This window comes from Actinophytocola oryzae, from assembly GCF_004364325.1.
Lineage (GTDB): Bacteria > Actinomycetota > Actinomycetes > Mycobacteriales > Pseudonocardiaceae > Actinophytocola > Actinophytocola oryzae.
This window is the reverse complement of record NZ_SOCP01000011.1, coordinates 123,976-141,194: the sequence shown is the minus strand read 5'-3', so window position 1 is coordinate 141,194 and position 17,219 is coordinate 123,976. Positions and strand designations below refer to the sequence as shown.

The 17,219-nt window shown below is 71.0% G+C and carries 16 protein-coding genes; 14 read left to right on the top strand and 2 right to left on the bottom strand.

Features of this window, described 5'->3' with window-relative positions:
• Nucleotides 1–7: 7 nt before the first annotated feature.
• A complete protein-coding gene (locus CLV71_RS27960) occupies nt 8–619 on the bottom strand; it encodes a Pvc16 family protein (RefSeq protein ID WP_133905847.1) in 612 nt (203 codons plus the stop codon).
• A gap of 230 nt (nt 620–849) precedes the next feature.
• On the opposite strand from CLV71_RS27960, the gene CLV71_RS27955 reads away from it, so the two are divergent.
• The 14 genes from CLV71_RS27955 (at nt 850) to CLV71_RS27890 (ending at nt 15,570) form a co-directional block, all read left to right on the top strand.
• The gene (locus CLV71_RS27955; protein WP_133905846.1) at nt 850–2,388 is read left to right on the top strand and encodes a phage tail sheath family protein; all 1,539 of its coding nucleotides are present in this window, start codon (nt 850–852) and stop codon (nt 2,386–2,388) included.
• Nucleotides 2,389–2,428: 40 nt separating this feature from the next.
• Nucleotides 2,429–2,872, top strand: coding sequence for a phage tail protein (locus CLV71_RS27950; protein ID WP_133905845.1), 444 nt, complete (start codon nt 2,429–2,431; stop codon nt 2,870–2,872).
• Between the two features lie 5 nt (nt 2,873–2,877).
• Entirely contained in the window at nt 2,878–3,267 is a 390-nt protein-coding gene (locus CLV71_RS27945) for a phage tail assembly protein (protein WP_133906049.1), read from the top strand.
• Nucleotides 3,264–3,419, top strand: coding sequence for a DUF6760 family protein (locus CLV71_RS47980; RefSeq protein ID WP_166664286.1), 156 nt, complete (start codon nt 3,264–3,266; stop codon nt 3,417–3,419). The genes CLV71_RS27945 and CLV71_RS47980 overlap by 4 nt, the downstream gene beginning before the upstream one ends.
• Nucleotides 3,420–3,432: 13 nt before the next feature.
• Nucleotides 3,433–5,889: an eCIS core domain-containing protein gene (locus CLV71_RS27940; protein ID WP_133905844.1), complete on the top strand. Its 2,457-nt coding sequence runs from the start codon at nt 3,433–3,435 to the stop codon at nt 5,887–5,889.
• Nucleotides 5,890–5,898: 9 nt separating this feature from the next.
• Nucleotides 5,899–6,366 (top strand): phage tail protein, encoded by a 468-nt coding sequence (locus tag CLV71_RS27935; RefSeq protein ID WP_133905843.1) that lies wholly within the window; start codon nt 5,899–5,901, stop codon nt 6,364–6,366.
• 11 nt (nt 6,367–6,377) lie between these two features.
• Nucleotides 6,378–6,830 carry a phage tail protein gene (locus tag CLV71_RS27930; protein ID WP_133905842.1) on the top strand — a complete coding sequence of 151 codons (453 nt, stop codon included), beginning with the start codon at nt 6,378–6,380 and terminating at the stop codon, nt 6,828–6,830.
• A gap of 16 nt (nt 6,831–6,846) precedes the next feature.
• The gene (locus CLV71_RS27925) at nt 6,847–7,617 is read left to right on the top strand and encodes a LysM peptidoglycan-binding domain-containing protein (RefSeq protein ID WP_133905841.1); all 771 of its coding nucleotides are present in this window, start codon (nt 6,847–6,849) and stop codon (nt 7,615–7,617) included.
• The gene (locus CLV71_RS27920) at nt 7,614–9,560 is read left to right on the top strand and encodes a phage baseplate assembly protein V (RefSeq protein ID WP_133905840.1); all 1,947 of its coding nucleotides are present in this window, start codon (nt 7,614–7,616) and stop codon (nt 9,558–9,560) included. Before CLV71_RS27925 ends, CLV71_RS27920 begins: the two co-directional genes overlap by 4 nt.
• A 19-nt stretch (nt 9,561–9,579) precedes the next feature.
• Entirely contained in the window at nt 9,580–10,008 is a 429-nt protein-coding gene (locus tag CLV71_RS27915) for a GPW/gp25 family protein (protein WP_133905839.1), read from the top strand.
• Nucleotides 10,008–11,960, top strand: a complete 1,953-nt coding sequence (locus CLV71_RS27910; RefSeq protein WP_133905838.1) for a putative baseplate assembly protein — start codon at nt 10,008–10,010, stop codon at nt 11,958–11,960. The genes CLV71_RS27915 and CLV71_RS27910 overlap by 1 nt, the downstream gene beginning before the upstream one ends.
• The gene (locus CLV71_RS27905) at nt 11,960–12,499 is read left to right on the top strand and encodes a phage tail protein (protein ID WP_133905837.1); all 540 of its coding nucleotides are present in this window, start codon (nt 11,960–11,962) and stop codon (nt 12,497–12,499) included. The genes CLV71_RS27910 and CLV71_RS27905 overlap by 1 nt, the downstream gene beginning before the upstream one ends.
• Before the next feature lie 1,196 nt (nt 12,500–13,695).
• Entirely contained in the window at nt 13,696–14,892 is a 1,197-nt protein-coding gene (locus CLV71_RS27895; protein WP_133905836.1) for an NADase-type glycan-binding domain-containing protein, read from the top strand.
• A 9-nt stretch (nt 14,893–14,901) separates the two neighbouring features.
• Nucleotides 14,902–15,570: an alpha/beta fold hydrolase gene (locus tag CLV71_RS27890; protein ID WP_133905835.1), complete on the top strand. Its 669-nt coding sequence runs from the start codon at nt 14,902–14,904 to the stop codon at nt 15,568–15,570.
• On the opposite strand, the gene CLV71_RS27885 is transcribed toward CLV71_RS27890, so the two are convergent.
• Entirely contained in the window at nt 15,551–17,101 is a 1,551-nt protein-coding gene (locus CLV71_RS27885; RefSeq protein ID WP_243866744.1) for a hypothetical protein, read from the bottom strand. The two genes, CLV71_RS27890 and CLV71_RS27885, sit on opposite strands and share 20 nt — an antisense overlap.
• Nucleotides 17,102–17,219 lie beyond the last annotated feature (118 nt).

Sequence of the window (17,219 nt, the reverse complement as noted above, 5' to 3'; positions counted from 1 at the left end):
TCCTCGCTCACGGCGTACGCACCCACTGTCGTGGCTGTGCCGGGGCCAGGGGCCCGCGCGGCGCGGCCTTCTTCTTCTGGTTCGCGTCCAGGCGGATCTTCTCGGCGGGCGGTGCGATGTCCGTGTCCGGCTCCGGCAGGAACGGCGCGCTGACCGTGATCGCGAACGCCGCGCGTGCCGGCATGCCCAGGTTGCTCCACAGTGGACCGGGATCGGTGTCGGCGATGCGGATGAACACCGGCGCGCCAACAGCGGCCAGCTCCTTCGGCATGCAGTCACCCGGCAGCGAGTCCGTGAACATCATCGTACGCAGCGCCACCGACAACAGCCGGTGTTCCTCGCTGATCTTGGGGGCCCGCGCGGTCACGAGGTAGGACAGCGAACAGCGCCGGTTCGGCTCCTGCCGCGCCAGCACGGTGCCGCGCTCGTTGCGCTGGTCGGCCACCCCCGACTCGCGCCCGTCGCGGTCGTCACGCAACCCGTACAGGAACAGGTCGATCGCGTTCGACGGACGTTCGGTCTCCCACGTGGGCTTGGGCGGGTCGAGCCGGACCATCGTGCCCTCCGGCAGCGAACGGCCGAGCAACACGCACAGTGCCTCGTCAACCTCGGTGATCACGGCATCGAGTGTCACCTGCGCGGACGAGCGGGAACACCGTCCGCTGCCCGTCCTTTGGGTGCCTCGGATCCGCCCCAAAGGGCAGCGCACCCGCGGCTGCCCCAATGGGCGATACCGGCCGCCCTCCGTACCGCCCCGCGACGACTGAGCCGCGCGGTGCGGAAAGAACAAACTCATCGAAGCCGCGTGTGCGGCGGACGCTTTACCACGCAACGAGGGAGAAACCCGAGATGGCCAGCAGCTACCTCGCGCCCGGTGTGTACATGGAGGAGGTTTCCTCGGGTTCGCGGCCGATCGAGGCCGTGGGCACCGCGGTTGCCGCCTTCGTGGGCTTCGCCGAGCGCGGCCCCCTGCACGAGCCCGTGCTCGTCACCAACTGGACACAGTTCAAGGCGAGCTTCGGCGACTTCGTCGAGGGCTACTACCTCGCCCACGCCGTGTACGGCTACTTCCAGAACGGCGGCGGCACCGCCTACGTCGTGCGCGTCGGCGGCGAGTCCGCCAACGTCTCCGAGAACGGCCACGTCGCGCTGCCGGTCGCCGAGCTGCCCGCCGCGGGCGGGGAGTCGCGGCCGGGCCTGACGATCTCCGCGCGCTCGCAGGACGCCGGTGACCTGACCGTCGAGGTCGCGCCCGCCAGCGAGCAGAGCGACGACACCTTCAAGCTCGTCGTCAAGCAGGGCGGCAACCCGGTCGAGACGTTCGACAACGTGACCACCAAGCGCGGCACCAACAACGTCGCGACCGTGGTGCGCCAGCAGTCCAAGCTGATCACCGTCGAGGAGACCAAGGGCAAGGCGCTGGCACTCCCGCGCCCCGGTGAGGTCGCGCTGGCAGGCGCGCCGGCGCCGGCTCCCGTCAAGGTCGAGGCAGGCGCGTACGTCGGCAACTCCGCCGACCGCACCGGTTTCGGTGGCCTGGAGGCCATCGACGAGGTCACCATGCTGTGCGTGCCGGACCTGATGGCCGCCTACCAGCGCGGCGCGCTGTCCACTGAGGACGTCAAGGCCGTACAGCTCGCGATGATCGCGCACTGCGAGCTGATGGCCGACCGCGTCGCCGTCCTGGACACCCCGCCGGGCCTGTCCGCCCAGGAGGTCAAGGACTGGCGGATGGACGTCACCGGCTACGACTCGAAGTACGCGGCGATGTACTGGCCGTGGATCAAGGTCGCCGACCCGGTGGCGGGCAAGCAGGTCTTCGTCCCGCCGTCGGGTCACATGGCAGGCATCTGGGCACGCAACGACACGACCCGGGGCGTGCACAAGGCGCCCGCGAACGAGGTCGTGCGTGGCGCGGTCACCCTCGAGCTGAACATCACCAAGGGCGAGCACGACGTGCTGAACCCCATCGCCGTGAACTGCATCCGCAGCTTCCGGGGACAGGGCATCCGGGTCTGGGGCGCGCGGACGCTGTCGAGCGACCCCGAGTGGCGCTACCTCAACGTGCGGCGCCTGTTCAACTACGTCGAGAAGTCGATCCTGCAGGGTACGAACTGGGTGGTGTTCGAGCCGAACGACCCGAAGCTGTGGGACTCCGTGAAGCGCACGGTCACGATGTTCCTCCGCCGCGTGTGGCGTGACGGCGCCCTGTTCGGCCGCCAGCCCGCGCAGGCGTTCTTCGTCAAGTGCGACGAGGAGAACAACCCTCCGGAGAACCGGGACGCGGGGATCCTGACCGTCGAGATCGGCATCGCGCCGGTGAAGCCGGCCGAGTTCGTGGTGTTCCGCATCTCGCAGTTCGCCGAGGGCGCCGGCCTCGAAGAGTGACGCTCTTTCCCACCCCCTTTCGTCCTAAGGAGCAAGAGGCATGGCAGGCACGACCGACCCGATCACAGCCTCCCGGTTCTCGATCACCATCGACGGCTACGAGATCGCCGCGTTCTCGGAGCTGCAGGGCATCACCACCGAGGTGAAGCCGGTCGAGCACCTGGAGTCCACCGACAAGGAGCTCATCCTCAAGAAGCTGCCCGGCAAGCGCGAGCCCGCGATCGTGAAGCTCAAGCGGGGCAAGACCGCGGACATGGCGCTGTGGGCGTGGCACGAGGCCGTGCTCCAGGGCGACATCATCGCGGCCCGCAAGAGCGCGTCGCTCGTCATGTACGGCGCCGACGGCAAGCCCGTCGCGCGCTACCACATGGAGAACGCCTGGCCGTCGGTCGTCGAGATCGGCGCGCTGAAGGCGGGCGCCAACGACGTGCTCATGGAGACCGTCACGATCGTGTGCGAGACCCTCCAGCGGGTGTCGGTGTGACCGCGATGGCCGAGCAGGCGACCGGGCTGCGCACCGAGTACCCGTTCACGCTGCCGCGTGGGTACGTGGACGAGCACGGCCGCATGCACCGCGAGGGGGTCATGCGGCTGGCGACGGCCCGCGACGAGCTCACGACGCAGGCCGACCAGCGGGTGCGCGCCAACCCGGCGTACCTCACGGTCCTGCTGCTCGAGCGGACCGTCACCACGCTCGGCGACCTGGCCGCCGTGGACACGTTCGTGATCGAGAGCCTGTTCGCCTCGGACATGGCGTTCCTGCAGGACCTCTACCGGCGCATCAACGCCGACGGGCACACCGAGGTCGCCGTCAGCTGCCCGAACTGCGGCAGCGACTTCGCGGTGGACGTCGCGGGTGATGCGCCGGGGGGATCGTGACGTACGCGACCGACCGGGTCTGGGAGGAAGTCGCGTACGTCGCCTACTACCTGCACTGGGACCTGGACAAGATCCTCGACCTCGAGCACCCGGTGCGCAACCGGGTGATCACGGAGATCGGGAAGATCCACTCCAGATCCTCCGACGACTGAAGGGGAAAGCCACATGCGCTGGCCATTCCGGCGGAAGGCGGCCGAGCAGGCCGTCGAGGCCACCGTGGAGCGCGACCGTCCACAGGAGAGCGTCGCCGCTCCCTCGGACAAGGCTGCCGGCCTGCGTGCGCCCGCTCGTCAGTGGGCCACGCTGCCGGTGATCCCCACCGTCATCCCCACCTCGGTGCCGCTCGTGGTCGGGCCCGCCCCGGTCGTGCCGCTGCTGCGGCTCGACCGGCGCGGCACGAGCGCCGTCGAGCCGCCGACCGGCACGGTCACGGGCCTCGCGAGGCCCGTCGTGCGGGTCACGGAAACCGTTGTGCACCAGGGGGTCGACCTGCCGGTGCCGACCGTGCGGCGGCCCGTGGTGGCCGCGCCGCGCGAGGTGGTGCCACTGGTCGACGCGGTCGACGAGTACGTCGGCGAGCCGAGGGAGCCCGCCACGCCGCACCGGGCGCCCGGCTGGCTGCGGTTCATGCCGGACTGGGCCAAGGCAGGCCAGTCCTCGCCTGCGCTGCCCGCGATCCCGGGCCTGCCCAGCCTGCCCGCGCTTCCAGCCCCGGCGCCGAGTTCCGAGCCCGCGATCGAGGAGGACATGGTGGTGGCCGAGCCACCGTCGTTCCTGCCGCCGGAGCTACGCAACCCGCCCAAGCCAGACCTTCCCCCGCGCATGGAGGAGGACGTGCGACCGGCGGATCCGGTGTCGCCACCGGCACGCAGGCGGCGGCCCAACCTCGGCCAGTCCCGGCGCCTGGGTCTCGGTGCGCCGATCAGTGGACCGCAGCTCGTGCACCCGGAGGCGCCACCGTCCGTAGTGGACGGCGCGGTGGAGCCGCCACCGGCACCGCAGCCACCACCACAGCCGTCGCAGGAGCCGCCGCCACCGCAGGCGGCCCCTGCGCGTGTGGTGACGGAACCAGCGCGGGAGCCGGTCGCGGAGACCGCACCAGAACCTGCCCCCGAGCCGGCACCGGTTCCCCTTCCGGAAGCCCCGCCGGTCGCGCGGGAGGTTCCCAAGCCGCCGAGCGAGCCGAGTCCCGGCACACCGAACGTCGAGCAGAGCCGGCCTGACGTGCCTGCCAAGCCCGTGGCCGCGACCTACCGCGCCACGGCGGAGCTGCGTCCGGCCCCGCGTCGGACGCGTCCACGTGCGACGGTCGTGGACCGAGTGCCGACCGCACTGGCCAACGAGGTTCGCAACCGGCAGCGCGCCGACGTCGCGGACGTGCCGGTGTACCGCGGCCCCAAAGTGGGTGAGGCGGCGAAGTCCCGAGGTGCCAGGGCCTTCGCGGCAGGTGGCGCGGTCTTCCTGCCGGACGAGGCCGGCCCGACCGACTCGCCCCGCACCCGCGGCCTGCTCGCCCACGAGCTGGTGCACGCCGTCCAGCAACGCACCCTCGGCGCGCACCTGCCCGCCCCCGACTCGCCGCTGGGCCGGCAGCTCGAGGCCGAGGCACAGGACGCGGAACGCTTCTACGGCGGCGAGTCCGGTGCCGTCGAGCCGCAGCCCCTCATCCACGCCCCCACGGCTGCCCCCGCGGTCTCCACCTCGGCTCCCGAGCCCGACCTCTCCATGGCCGCGCAGCTCGCCACCGAGCTGACCTCGGCCCGGGCGACGACGAGCACGGCCACCCCGCCGCAGCACCTCGACAGCCCGTTCGACGCGGCCACGACAGAAGAGGTGGGCAAGATCGCCACCGAGTCGGCGCGACACGTGGTCGCGGAGTGGACGAACCCGTTGCTGCAGCAGGAGAACGGGGAAGGCCGGCACGCTCCGGACCGCCCCGGCGCGCACACCGCCCAGGGTGGTGGCGGGTTCAACGCCGCCGCGCGCCGCGACCAGCTCGTGGCCGCCGCGATCGCCACGCACAACCGCAACCTCGCCCCCGGCGCGATGCCGGTGACGAGCCTGTCGCACGAGGAGCTGACCGCGATCGACCGCCAGGTCTCGTCGGAGTCGGGTCACGGTGGCCACCACGGCACGGGCACGCACCACGGCTCGCGCTCGCACTCCACCCCGCCGAGCCAGCCGCCCGCACAGCGGTACGAGCCGAACTCCGCCGCGTCCTGGATGCACGCCGTCACCGGCATGAACATGAACTACGGCTTCGGCGAGCACGGCCTGTCGGCCCGCGTCGGCAGCTCGGACAGCTGGTTCAGCGGTCGCACCAACGACCGGCGCCCGGTCGGGGAACGCGTGGCCGACCAGATGGGCATCACCAACGCCGCCACCGCCACCCAGTTCGACACCGACACGTGGTGGCAGCCCGAGGAGGACGAGGCCGGGCAGCGGGACGGCGGGCACGACGACGACCAGAACGCGCGACACAACGGCGGTTCCGGGCTGGACCTGGAGAACGTCGACCTCGACGAGCTCGCGACCCGCCTCTACGACCGGCTGCGCAGCCGTCTGCGCACCGAGCTGCTCGTCGACCGTGAGCGGGCCGGCCTGCTCACCGATTTCCGTTAGGAGTACGCAATGCCTCTGTCAGACACGTCGAAGGTCGGCCTGTCGAACCGGTTCGTGGTGAGCATGTCGGGCATGAAGAAGTGGGACCTCGGCAGCTGGTCCAAGGCCGAGGGGCTCGACGTCACCTGGGACGTCGCCGAGTACCGCATGGGCGACGGCGGCAACGACCGGCTCTACTTCCCCGGCAACACCAAGTACACCAACGTTCGGCTCTCCCGAGGGGTCTCCGAGGAGTTCGAGAAGACCAAGGAGTGGCTGGACGGCACGTCGTGGAAGTGGGAGCCGTTCGAGGGCTTCATCGAGCTGTACACCTCCGGCGGCGACCCGGTGCCCAAGGCCAAGTGGAAGCTGCGTGACGTCATGCCCGCCAAGTGGGCCATCAACTCCTTCGACGCAGGCGCGAGCCAGGTGGCGATCGAGACGCTCGAGCTGGTCCACAAGGGCTTCCTCGAAGACGAGAACAAGCTAGAGCCGTAGGGGCACCGACGATGACCGCCAGCTTGCAGACGATGCTCGCCCTGACCGCACGGTTCCACGTGTCGGTCCAGGGCGTCGACCTCGGTGGCTGGGCCCGCTGCCAGGGCCTCGAGGTGAAGTTCAACCCGGAGCGCCAGGCGGAGGGCGGCAACTACCAGTACGAGACGATCATGCCGGGCATGATCAAGTACTCGCCGGTCATCCTGTCCCGCGCCATCAAGAAGGACGACACCGACAAGGTCCTCGGTTGGCTGCAGGACCAGGCGGCGAACTGGGTGGACGCCAACAAGAGCGGCGGCGGGGGCACCGCGACGATCACGCTGTTCGACTCGCGGGGGATACCGGTCACGAAGTGGACGCTGCGCAACGTGTACCCGGAGAGCTGGAAGGGCCCGGACCTCGACGCGATGTCGATCGGCATCGCGATGGAGCAGCTGGTGCTCGCACATGAGGGTTTCCTGTGAGTAGAGGGGCTTGACGATGACCGTGGCCATGGTTGCCGGAGGGGCGAACATCGCCGCCGGCGTGGCGATCGGAGCCGCGGCGCTGGCAGGCGCACGCGTGCCCGCCATGCTCCGCTGCACGACGCTGCCGAACATCGGGTTGGTGTACTTCGACTTCAACCCGACGGAGATCAGCGTGGCGCGCACGGCGGTGACCTCGGACAAACCGTCGCCAGCGCGAGGTGGCAGCAGGCGGACCACCCCGAAGGTCAAGCCCATGACGATCTCGGTGAACAACGTGATCTTCGAGGGCCTCGACACGAAGCTGCGCTGCGACACGCTGCTCACGTGGACGAACCCGAGCGCGGGTTTCCTCGGTCAGGTCCTGTCCGCCGCGCTCGGCAAGAACCTCAAGACCGAGCCGCCGGAGCTGACGTTCCAGTGGGGTCCGCCGATGATCGGCTTCATGTACACGGTGAAGCTCTCGAACGTCAAGATCAGCTACACGCGGTTCACCTCGGCGGGCATTCCCATCCGCGCCAAGCTTTCCATCACCATGAACGAGCAGCCCTCGCTCCTGGGCACCCTCCCGCAGAACCCGACCTCGGGTGGGCTCACCGGCCGTCGCGCGCACACCGTCGCGCACGGCGAGTCGCTGCAGTCGATCGCGACTGCCAACTACGGCCACCCTGGCGCGTGGCGGCGCATCGCCGAGGTGAACGGCATCCAGGACCCGAACCGAGTGCGTCCCGGCGCGACGGTCTACCTGCCCAACCCGGACGAGCTGGACCAGGGGCGTGCGCGATGACACTGGGCGGACTGCTCGGCGGTAGCTCGACGGCGATCGTCTGGCCGACCGTGAAGGTCGGCAAGGTGCTCGGGATCCCGTTGCTGCCCAACGTGATGGAGAACCTGATCCGGGCCGTGGTCGACACACACCTGCACCTGCCGGACATGTTCGAGCTGACGTTCCTCGACGAGGAGGGCTCGATCGTCAAGGACGCGGGCCTGTCGATCGGCGCGACGGTGGAGGTCTTCGCCGGGGCGGCGGACAGCGACTCGACCGAGTCGCTGATCAAGGGCGAGGTCACGTCCGTCGAGGCGATCTGCCAGGAGGGCGAGATCTTCTCGATCGTGCGTGGTTACGAGAAGGCGCACCGGTTGCAACGTGCCAAGCGCACCAGGACGTTCCTGAACATGAAGGACTCGGAGATCGCGACGCGGGTCGCCGAGAGCGCGGGCCTGGAGAAGGGCGAGGTCGAGGAGACCTCGGTCGCGCACGACCACGTCGCGCAGATCGCCCAGACCGACTGGGAGTTCCTGACGCAGCGGGCCCGCGAGATCGGCTACGAGACCGGGGTGGTCGGCGGGAAGTTCTTCTTCCGCAAGGCGTCCGGCCGCAAGGACGGCGGCGGTGGTCTGCTGGGCGGGATCGTGGACGCCATCGCAGGTGCGCTCGGGCTCGGCGGCAAGCTCACGTTCAAGGACAACCTGCACACGTTCCTGCCCCGCCTGTCCGCGGCCAACCTGACGCCGGACGTCGAGGTCCGGGTGTGGGACTCGAAGGACGCCCGCGTCGCGGTGGCCAAGGTGGGCACCGCGACGGGCACCGCGACGATCGACGGCCAGGACCCGGCGAAGCTCGCCAAGTCCTTCACCGACGGGTTGATCTCCCTGCCCGCTCTGCCGCCCCTGCCGTCGATTCCCGGCATGCCGAGCCTGAACCTGGGGCAGGCGGCCAGCAACACCGCGTACCTGATGGTGGACCGGCCGCTCGGCGTGGGTCCGGCGGCCGACACCGCGGCGGAGGCGGCGGCCAAGGGGCTCGCCGACCACATCGCGAGCACGTTCGCCGAGGCGGAGGGCGACGCGGACGGGGACCCGAAGATCCAGGCGGGCGCGGAGGTCGAGATCGACGGCGTGCCCGAACAGTTCTGCGGCAAGTGGTTCGTTACGAACGCCAAGCACGTGTTCGACGCGAACGAGGGTGGCTACCACACGCGGTTCTTCGTGTCCGGCAGGCAGAACCGGTCGCTGCTCGGCCTCGCCTCCGGCGGCGCGAAGACCAGCGACGCCGGCTTCGGCGGGTTGGTGTGCGGCATCGTCACCAACGTGTCCGACAAGGACAAGCTCGGCAAGGTGAAGGTCGCGCTGCCGTGGCTGTCGCCGAACTACGAGTCCGACTGGGCACGCGTGGTGCAGTTCGGCTCCGGCGCGAAGACCGGCGCGTTCTTCGTGCCGCAGGTCGGCGACGAGGTGTTGGTCGGCTTCGAGTTCGGCGACTCGCGCCGCCCGTATGTCCTGGGTGGACTGACCAACAGCAAGACCGACTACGGCGAGCTGAAGACCGCGGTGTCCGGCTCGGGCGTGGTCACCAAGCGCGGCTTCGCGACGCCCGCTGCGAATCAGCTGATGTTCACCGACGAGCTGCCGCCCGGGCCGCCGGGAAGCCTGCCGCCGATCGCGTCGAAGATCCAGCTGGGTACCAAGGGCGACAAGATGGGTCTCGTGATCGACCAGGTCGCGGGCACTGTCACCCTGGCGTGCAGCCCGAAACCGCCGGAGTCCAAGTCGCCCAACGGCTCCCTGACGATCGAGTGCGGTGAGCTGGGTGGCATCACGATCAAGGGTGGCACGGGCGGGATCAAGATCGAGACGGACGGCCAGCTCTCCCTCAACGGCAAGATGGGCGTGAAGATCGAGAGCAGCGCCATCGTCGAGGTCAAGGGTTCTCTGATCAAGCTGAACTAGGGAAGGAGGTGGCCCGCGGATGAGCGGAACGAGCCATTCGACACAGCAGGACTTCATCGGCGCCGGGTGGGCGTTCCCACTGGGTGTCGCCTCGCAGGGGGGCATCGCCCTGGTGCGCAGGGAGGTCGAGCTGGAGCAGGCCATGCGCCTGATCCTGTCGACCTATCCCGGCGAGCGGCCGATGCGCCCGCAGTTCGGCAGCCGGATCCGCGACTTCGTGTTCCGGCCGGTGAACGTGGAGACCACCGCGGAGCTGTCGCAGGTGGTGCACGACGCGCTGCTGCGCTGGGAGCCGCGCGTGGACGTCGAGGGGGTGCTCGTCACGCCGCACCCCGAGGAGGACGGCGTGCTCTACATCGACATCCAGTACCGGCCCAAAGACACCAACGACCGGCGCAACCTGGTCTTCCCCTTCTACACCATCCCAGAGGACGGGAGTGACTACTGATGGCGCTGCCTGCCCCCAATCTCGACGACCGGCGCTTCCAGGACCTGGTCGACGACGCGAAGCGCATGGTCATGCGCCGCTGTCCGGAGTGGACGGACCACAACGTGTCCGACCCCGGCGTGACGCTGATCGAGACGTTCGCGTTCATGACCGACCAGCTGCTGTTCCGGCTCAACCAGGTCCCCGACCGGCTGTACGTGAAGTTCCTGGAGCTGATCGGGCTGCGGCTGATCCCACCGACCCCCGCGCAGGCGGGCGTCACGTTCTGGCTGTCCGCGCCCGCCATCACGCCCGTCGGCGTGGTGACGGGCACGAACGTCGCGACGCTGCGCACCGAGCACGACGAGTCGGTGGTGTTCTCCACGAGTGAGGACCTGCAGATCCTGCCGTGCTCGCTCAGTTTCGTCGCGACGCAGGCCGCCGACGCGGACGGCCAGGTCGACCACACCGACGAGCTGCGGATGGGCCAGTCGATCCCGGCCTTCTCCCCGGTGCCGCGCGTGGACGACGTGCTGCTGGTCGGCCTGTCCAACCCGGTGCCGAACTGCGTGGTGCGCCTGGACTTCGACTGCCGTGTCGAGGGCGTCGGCGTGCACCCGGACCACCCGCCGCTGCGGTGGGAGGCGTGGAACGGCACGGAGTGGCGGCGCTGCCGGGTCAGCACGGACGAGACCGGCGCGCTGAACGCGAACGGCGAGATCCACGTGCACGTGCCGGGCGACCACGAGTCGGCCGTGCTCGGTGGGAACGCGGCGGGCTGGCTGCGTGCGCGGGTCGTCGAGGTCGACGCCGACTGGCCGACCTACGAGGCGTCGCCGTTCGTCGCCGCGCTGTCGGCCAGCACCATCGGCGGCACGGTGGTGGCGAGCCACTGCGAGATCGTCGAGGAGGAGATCCTCGGCGACTCGGAAGGCGTGCCGGGACAGCAGTTCTCGGTCGCGCGGGCGCCGGTCGTGATCGGCGCGGGCGATGCGGCCCTCGAGATCATGTCCGACGACGGCTGGCAGGAGTGGACGCGGGTACACAACTTCGCGGCCAGCGGCCCTGACGACCGGCACTACATCCTGGACGGCACCTCCGGCACCGTCCACTTCGGACCCGCGATCCGCGAGCCGGACGGCGGCCTCCGCCAGTACGGCGCGGTTCCCCCGTACGGCACGACCCTCCGCCTGCGCAGGTACGCGACGGGCGGCGGCAGGGTCGGGAACGTCGGCAAGGGCGCGATCCAGACGCTGAAGTCGTCGATTCCCTTCGTCTCCAGGGTGGAGAACATCGAGGCCGCGTGGGGTGGCGTCGACGGTGAGGACATCGAGGAGGCCAAGGCGCGCGGCCCGATCCTGCTGCGCACCCGCAGCCGCGCGGTGACGGCGGAGGACTACGAGGCCATCACGCAGGAGGCGGCCCCGGACGTGGCCCGCGTCCGCTGTGTGACGGCAGGTGACGAGGACACGGACGCGGGCTCGGTGCGCATCCTGGTCGTCCCGGCCGCGGCCGAGGTCGAGGGCAAGATCGACTTCGCCGAGCTGGTGCCCAGCGAGGAGACCCTGTCCCGCATCTCCGAGCGCCTGGACGAGGTCCGCCTGATCGGCACGCGCGTGCTGGTGTCCCCGCCACGCTTCCGCGGCGTGACGGTGGTGGCCAGGGTGATCGCCAGGCCGCGCCTGGACGCGGCCAGGGTGCGTGCGGACGCGCTGGAGGCGCTGTACCGGTACCTGAACCCGATCAGCGGTGGCCGGGACGGCCGGGGCTGGGAGTTCGGGCGGCCGGTGCAGTCGGGTGACGTGTACGCGCTGCTGCAACGGGTTCGCGGCGTGGACCTGGTCGAGGATGTGCGGCTGTTCGGTGCGAACCCGGTGACGGGGGAGCGGGGCGAGGAGACGCAGCGGCTGGACGTCGACCCGCACAGCCTCATCTTCTCCTACGAGCACCACGTGAAGGTGGAGGACCACTGATGCGCGGCTTGGTGACGGGCATGGCGACGGCGTCCCCGATTATCGAGATGCTGCCCGCGGTGTACCAGGAAGACCCGTTCACGGAACGGTTCGTGGGCGGCTTCGACGACGTGATGGCACCCATCCTGTCCACTTTGGACTGCATAGTCGACTACTTCGACCCGTACCTGGCCCCGGAGGACTTTCTCGAGTGGCTGGCCGGCTGGGTGGGGATCGAGCTTGACGAGGGCTGGCCGATCGAGCGCCGCAGGGCCGTGGTGGCCACGGCGGTGGAGATGTACCGGATGCGCGGCACGGTGGCCGGCCTGCGGGCCAACCTCCAGGTGCTCACCGGCGGCCGGGTGGAGATAGCGGACAGCGGCGCGGTCGGCTGGTCGAAGAACCCCGGCGCCGCGATGCCTGGGCAGGCGTCCCCAAGACTGGCCGTGCGCATCCGGGTGCACGACCCCGCGAGCGTCCCGATGGATCTCGTCGACTCGGCGGTAGCGGCAGCCAAACCAGCACACGTTGTGCACAGAGTGGAGGTGGATCGGCCGTGATCGTCTGCAAGACATGCGGCTTCCACAACAAGGAGGCGGACGCGTTCTGCGGTTCGTGCGGCGCGTTCCTGGAATGGACGGGGGAGAAGCTGGCGCCCGCGCCGGTCCCGGCCAAGGCTGTCGAGGAAGAGGAGGAGCAGCCGAAACGGGGCTGGTTCGCCCGCCTGCAGTCGGCCCTGTACCTGGATGTCGGTGACCGGGACCCGGTGGCCGAGACGCCGAAGCCGGGTGTCCCGGGGCGTCCGGGTGCCGGGGTGCCGCCGAGGCCGGGTGTTCCCGGGGCGCCGAAGCCGCCCGGAGCGCCTGGGCCGCCGAAGCCCCCTGGCGCGCCGGGGGCGCCGCCGCCACCGCCAGGGGCACCGAAACCCCCGCCCCCGCCGGGAGCACCGAAGCCGCCTCCGCCACCGGGTGCGAAGCCTCCGCCTCCTCCGGGTGCGAAGCCTCCGCCTCCGCCGGGTGCCAAGCCACCGCCCCCACCCGGCGCGCCACCCCCGCCTCCCGGCGGGGCGGCCAAGCCGCCGCCTCCTCCGGGTGCGACACCCCCACCGCCGCCTGGCGCGGCGGCGAAGCCACCCCCGCCCCCTGGCGCGGCCACACCTCCCGGTGCGGCGCCGCCCCCTGGCGCGGTGGCCAAGCCGCCCCCGCCCCCTGGCGCGGCGCCCTCGCCGCCGGCGGGTGCGGTAGCCAAGCCCCCACCACCGCCCGGCGCGACCCCGCCTCCACCTCCAGGTGCGGTGGCCAAGCCCCCACCGCCTCTTGGTGCGGCGCCGCCACCACCCCCTGGCGCGATGCCGCCTCCTCCCGCATCACCTGCCGCTCCGCCAGGCGTCTCTGCCGGTGCGGTAGCTGCGCCCGTCGCCTCGGCGTCAACGCCAGGCACCCATGGCGGTCCGGCGGTGCCACCGCCCCCTGCCGGGGGGCCGGCGTTGCCTCCTCCGCCGGGCGGGTCGGCGTCGCCGTCGCGTGTGTCCGGTGGTTCCGCACTCCCTACTGCGGGTTCGGCCTTGCCTCCTGCCTCTGGCGGTCCAGCGCTGCCTCCTCCGCCAGGTGGGTCGCGGTCGGGCGGTCCTGCGTTGCCTCCGACGCCGGGTGGAACGGGCTCGTCCGGCGGTCCCGCACTGCCACCACCTACGGCCGGTCCAGCGCTGCCTCCGCCAGGTGGGTCGAAGTCGCCTGGCGGTTCCGGTGGTCCGGCGTTGCCGCCCCTGCCGGGGGCGGGGCCTGCACTGCCTCCTCCACCCGGTGCGGGTGCTCCCGCCGCGCTGGCTTCGCGGGCCGGCGCGGGACCCGAGCTGCCGCCGAACGCCCCGGGCGGGGTGGCGAACCCGTTCGTCCTCCCGATCTCGGGGGTGGCGCCCGCCGGCAACGGCTCGTCGCCCGCGGATCTGGTCGCGTCGACCCCACCCGCGCCCAAACCGCCACCACCGGCGTCCGGCGGTCCGGCATTACCACCCCCGCCCGAGCCCGCGAGACCAGCCGCCACCGCGGCCGAGGCCAGTGACCTGGTCGCCCCGGTCACCGGAAAGGCCACCACCCAACCGGACTCCGTCGTCCCCCAGGAGGCGACCAGGAAACCGCCTCCGGTCCGGCGTCAGCCCCCTACCCGCAAGCTCCAGCCGGGCGACCTCGTCTGCGGTGAGTGCGGTGAGGGCAACACCGTCGCGCGTAAGTTCTGTAGTCGGTGTGGCACCTCCCTCGCCGAGGCGGAGACCGTCAAGACGCCGTGGTGGCGCAAGCTCCTGCCCAGGAGCGGCGCGAAGGTCCGCAAGTCCGGCGAGCGTCCCAAGCGCGGCGGCCGGGCAGGCAAGAGCAAGCTTGGCGTGTTCGTCAGCACCACGTTCAAGACGATCCGTCGCGTGGTGGCGCTGGCACTCGTCATCGGCGGTGTCGCCTACGGGCTGTTCGCGCCCTTCCGCGGCTGGGTCAACGAGCAGGCCGCCGAGGCCAAGGGCACCTTCGAGCAGATCTTCTTCCCCCAGTACGCACCCGTCTCCGCCGCGGAGGCACCGGTCGCGTCGGTCGCGTTGCCGGACCACCCGGCCAACATGGCCGTCGACGGTCAGTCGGACAGCTACTGGGCGGCACCGGTCGGCGGCGTGGAGCCGAACATGGTGGTGAAGTTCGACCGCACTGTCGACCTCGCGAAGATCATCGTGCACAACGGGGACGGCGCGGGCTTCAAGGAGTCGCACCGGGCGCAGAAGCTGCACCTGGTGTTCTCCAACGGGAAGACGACCGACGTCAACGTCCAGGACCGGCCGGACCCGCAGACACTCGAGATCGAGAACGGCGAGGGCGTGAACAGCGTGGAGATCCACGTCGTGTCCACGTTCAAGTCGGTCAGCGGCACCAACCTCGCCATCAGCGAGATCGAGTTCTTCGAGGAGTTGTAGCGTGGCGGGGTGATCGAACTCGGCCACCGCACCACCGGCGAGCCCGACGGCGGCCCGCCGGTGGTGCTGCTCCACGCACTCGGCAGCTCGGCGCGGACCTGGGCGGACCTCGCGAAGCGCCTTCCCCGCCACTCGGTCGCGCTCGACCTTCGCGGCCACGGCACCTCCCCGCACACCGACGACTACACCTTCACCGCCATGGCCGACGACGTCCTCCACTTCATGGACCGCCACGGCCACGACACCGTCGACCTGGTCGGGCACTCACTGGGCGGCGCCGTCGCCATGCACGTCGCGATGAAGGCGCCGGACCGGGTGCGCCTCATGGTCGTCGAGGACATCGCCCCGCCGCCCCACGAGCGCACCGAGCCGATCGAGGTCCCGGCGGCGCCCCCGGAGCCGGTCGACTTCGACTGGGCGGTGGTCCACACGGTCAAACACCTGGTCCGCACGCCGGATCCGACGTGGTGGGCCGGCCTCCCCCGGATCCCCGCGGACACCCTGTGGCTCGCGGGCGGCCAGGGGAGCCACGTGGACCAGGGACGCCTGCGTGAGGCCGCACAACTGATGCCGACCGCGACCGTGGTGGAGATCCCGGTGGGGCACCGGATCCACAGCGAGGCACCGGACGACTTCGCGGCCGTCGTCGTCCCGTTCCTCAGTCGAGCAGCGTCCTGAGGTCGACGGCCGACCTCGCGATGCGGTAGCCCTCCGGGGGCATGCCGTTCGGCGAGTTGATCCAGTCGGCGCGGCCACGCATCTGGAACTTCGCGTTGTCGAGCATCAGCGACACGTAACAGCCGTAGTCGATGGCGAAACCGTCGTAGAGCGCGCCGGGGTGGTTCGGGTCCGCGATCCCGCGCCGCAGCAGGTGGAGCAGGCGTGCGTCGTGCAGGTCCTCGATCACGCCTGCCCGTTCGCGCGTCAGCTGGTCGACCACGAACGTGCGGGCGCGGCGGTGCCCGATCACCTCGTCGATCAACACCCGCAGCGCCTGGCGGGCGGGCTCGTTCGTCGCGATGGCCGTCTGCTTGTCCCGCAGGTACCAGTCCCGCGCGGCCCTGCGCACGTCCGACACGCCGATCGGCTTGTCGTGCGCGTGCTGGGCGGCCAGCGCGGCGATGTTGATCGCGTCGCGCGGCACGCCCTGCGCGGCACGCACCAGCTCCGTGAACGCGTTGCGGCGGAAGCACTCCGCCACGAACGCCGCCGCGTCCTCCGGCGGTGCCTTCACCCGCAGCCACACCGACGTGTGGTTGTGGAACAGCCGCGCGAAGAACTCCCTGGCCTGCGGCTCGCTGTTGTCGAAAGCGAGGAACGCGTCGAGGTCCACCGAGGACGCGGCGTCCGAACCGACCTCGATGCCGACGTACTCGCCGCAGCCCGAGTACGCCGCGAACTGGGACCGCCGTTCGATGGCCGCTATCTTCACGGTGAGGCCGCCGACCGGCAGCACCGCCCGGCGCAGCAGGTCCGCGAGGAACGGCTGCAGGTCGCGGGGCACGCTGCTCCACTCGTCGAGCAGCAACCACAGCCGCGCCGGCTCCAGGGCTCGCACGATCGCGCGCACGGCACGGCTCAGCGGCCCGAACATCACGTGGTGCCGCTCGACCCCGGACCTCAGTGTCCTGCTCCGCGCCGACAGCGACTGCCGTGTGCTCGCCGTGGCACGCGCACCGGGCGAGGTGCTCAGCGAGACCTCCGCGCTGCGCACCGACTCCGCCGCGCCGCCGACCGTGGTCTCCCGCTCGACCGCGCCGACGACCTGCACGGAGGTGGCCGACTCCGCGAGGCGGTCCAGCCCGCGCAGCAGCTGGTCGGGCTCGGCCACGTCCTGTTCCATCGCGACCGACAGCAGCCCGTCGTGCAGCTCCTCGATCGTGTCGATCAACAGGCGCGTGCCGCGCTCGGCCGCGGGCAGGGTGCTGTCGGAGTGGATGCCGCCCGCCGACCCGATGGTCCGCAGGTCCACGTACACGGCGACGTCACCGATGGCGCCGACCAGGTCGGAGAGGTGCAGCAGCGCGTGGGTCTTCCCGGTCCCACGCCGCCCGTACAGGATCTGGTGGTCGCTCGAGTGCAGCAGCGCGGCCAGCGAACCCGCCTCGACGTAGGTGCTCGACACCGAGTGCCGCGCGGAGTTCTCCGCGCGGCGCGGTATGCGCAGCAGCGCCTGGTTGAGGTGCTGATGCCGACCTGTGCCAACCACGAGTCCCCCGGGAGCCTGAGGGGTCCCAGCGTGCCCGTCGGACATCGGGGTGGAAACCCCCCAGCCGGGTGACGCTCGGTGCGGTGTCGACTACTCAGCCGACACCGCACCTGCTCGA

Coding starts and splice junctions, on each gene's coding strand:
- CLV71_RS27955 (WP_133905846.1), top strand. CDS start 850: ATGGCCAGCAGCTACCTCGCGCCCGGTGTGTACATGGAGGAGGTTTCC.
- CLV71_RS27950 (WP_133905845.1), top strand. CDS start 2,429: ATGGCAGGCACGACCGACCCGATCACAGCCTCCCGGTTCTCGATCACC.
- CLV71_RS27945 (WP_133906049.1), top strand. CDS start 2,878: ATGGCCGAGCAGGCGACCGGGCTGCGCACCGAGTACCCGTTCACGCTG.
- CLV71_RS27940 (WP_133905844.1), top strand. CDS start 3,433: ATGCGCTGGCCATTCCGGCGGAAGGCGGCCGAGCAGGCCGTCGAGGCC.
- CLV71_RS27935 (WP_133905843.1), top strand. CDS start 5,899: ATGCCTCTGTCAGACACGTCGAAGGTCGGCCTGTCGAACCGGTTCGTG.
- CLV71_RS27930 (WP_133905842.1), top strand. CDS start 6,378: ATGACCGCCAGCTTGCAGACGATGCTCGCCCTGACCGCACGGTTCCAC.
- CLV71_RS27925 (WP_133905841.1), top strand. CDS start 6,847: ATGACCGTGGCCATGGTTGCCGGAGGGGCGAACATCGCCGCCGGCGTG.
- CLV71_RS27920 (WP_133905840.1), top strand. CDS start 7,614: ATGACACTGGGCGGACTGCTCGGCGGTAGCTCGACGGCGATCGTCTGG.
- CLV71_RS27915 (WP_133905839.1), top strand. CDS start 9,580: ATGAGCGGAACGAGCCATTCGACACAGCAGGACTTCATCGGCGCCGGG.
- CLV71_RS27910 (WP_133905838.1), top strand. CDS start 10,008: ATGGCGCTGCCTGCCCCCAATCTCGACGACCGGCGCTTCCAGGACCTG.
- CLV71_RS27905 (WP_133905837.1), top strand. CDS start 11,960: ATGCGCGGCTTGGTGACGGGCATGGCGACGGCGTCCCCGATTATCGAG.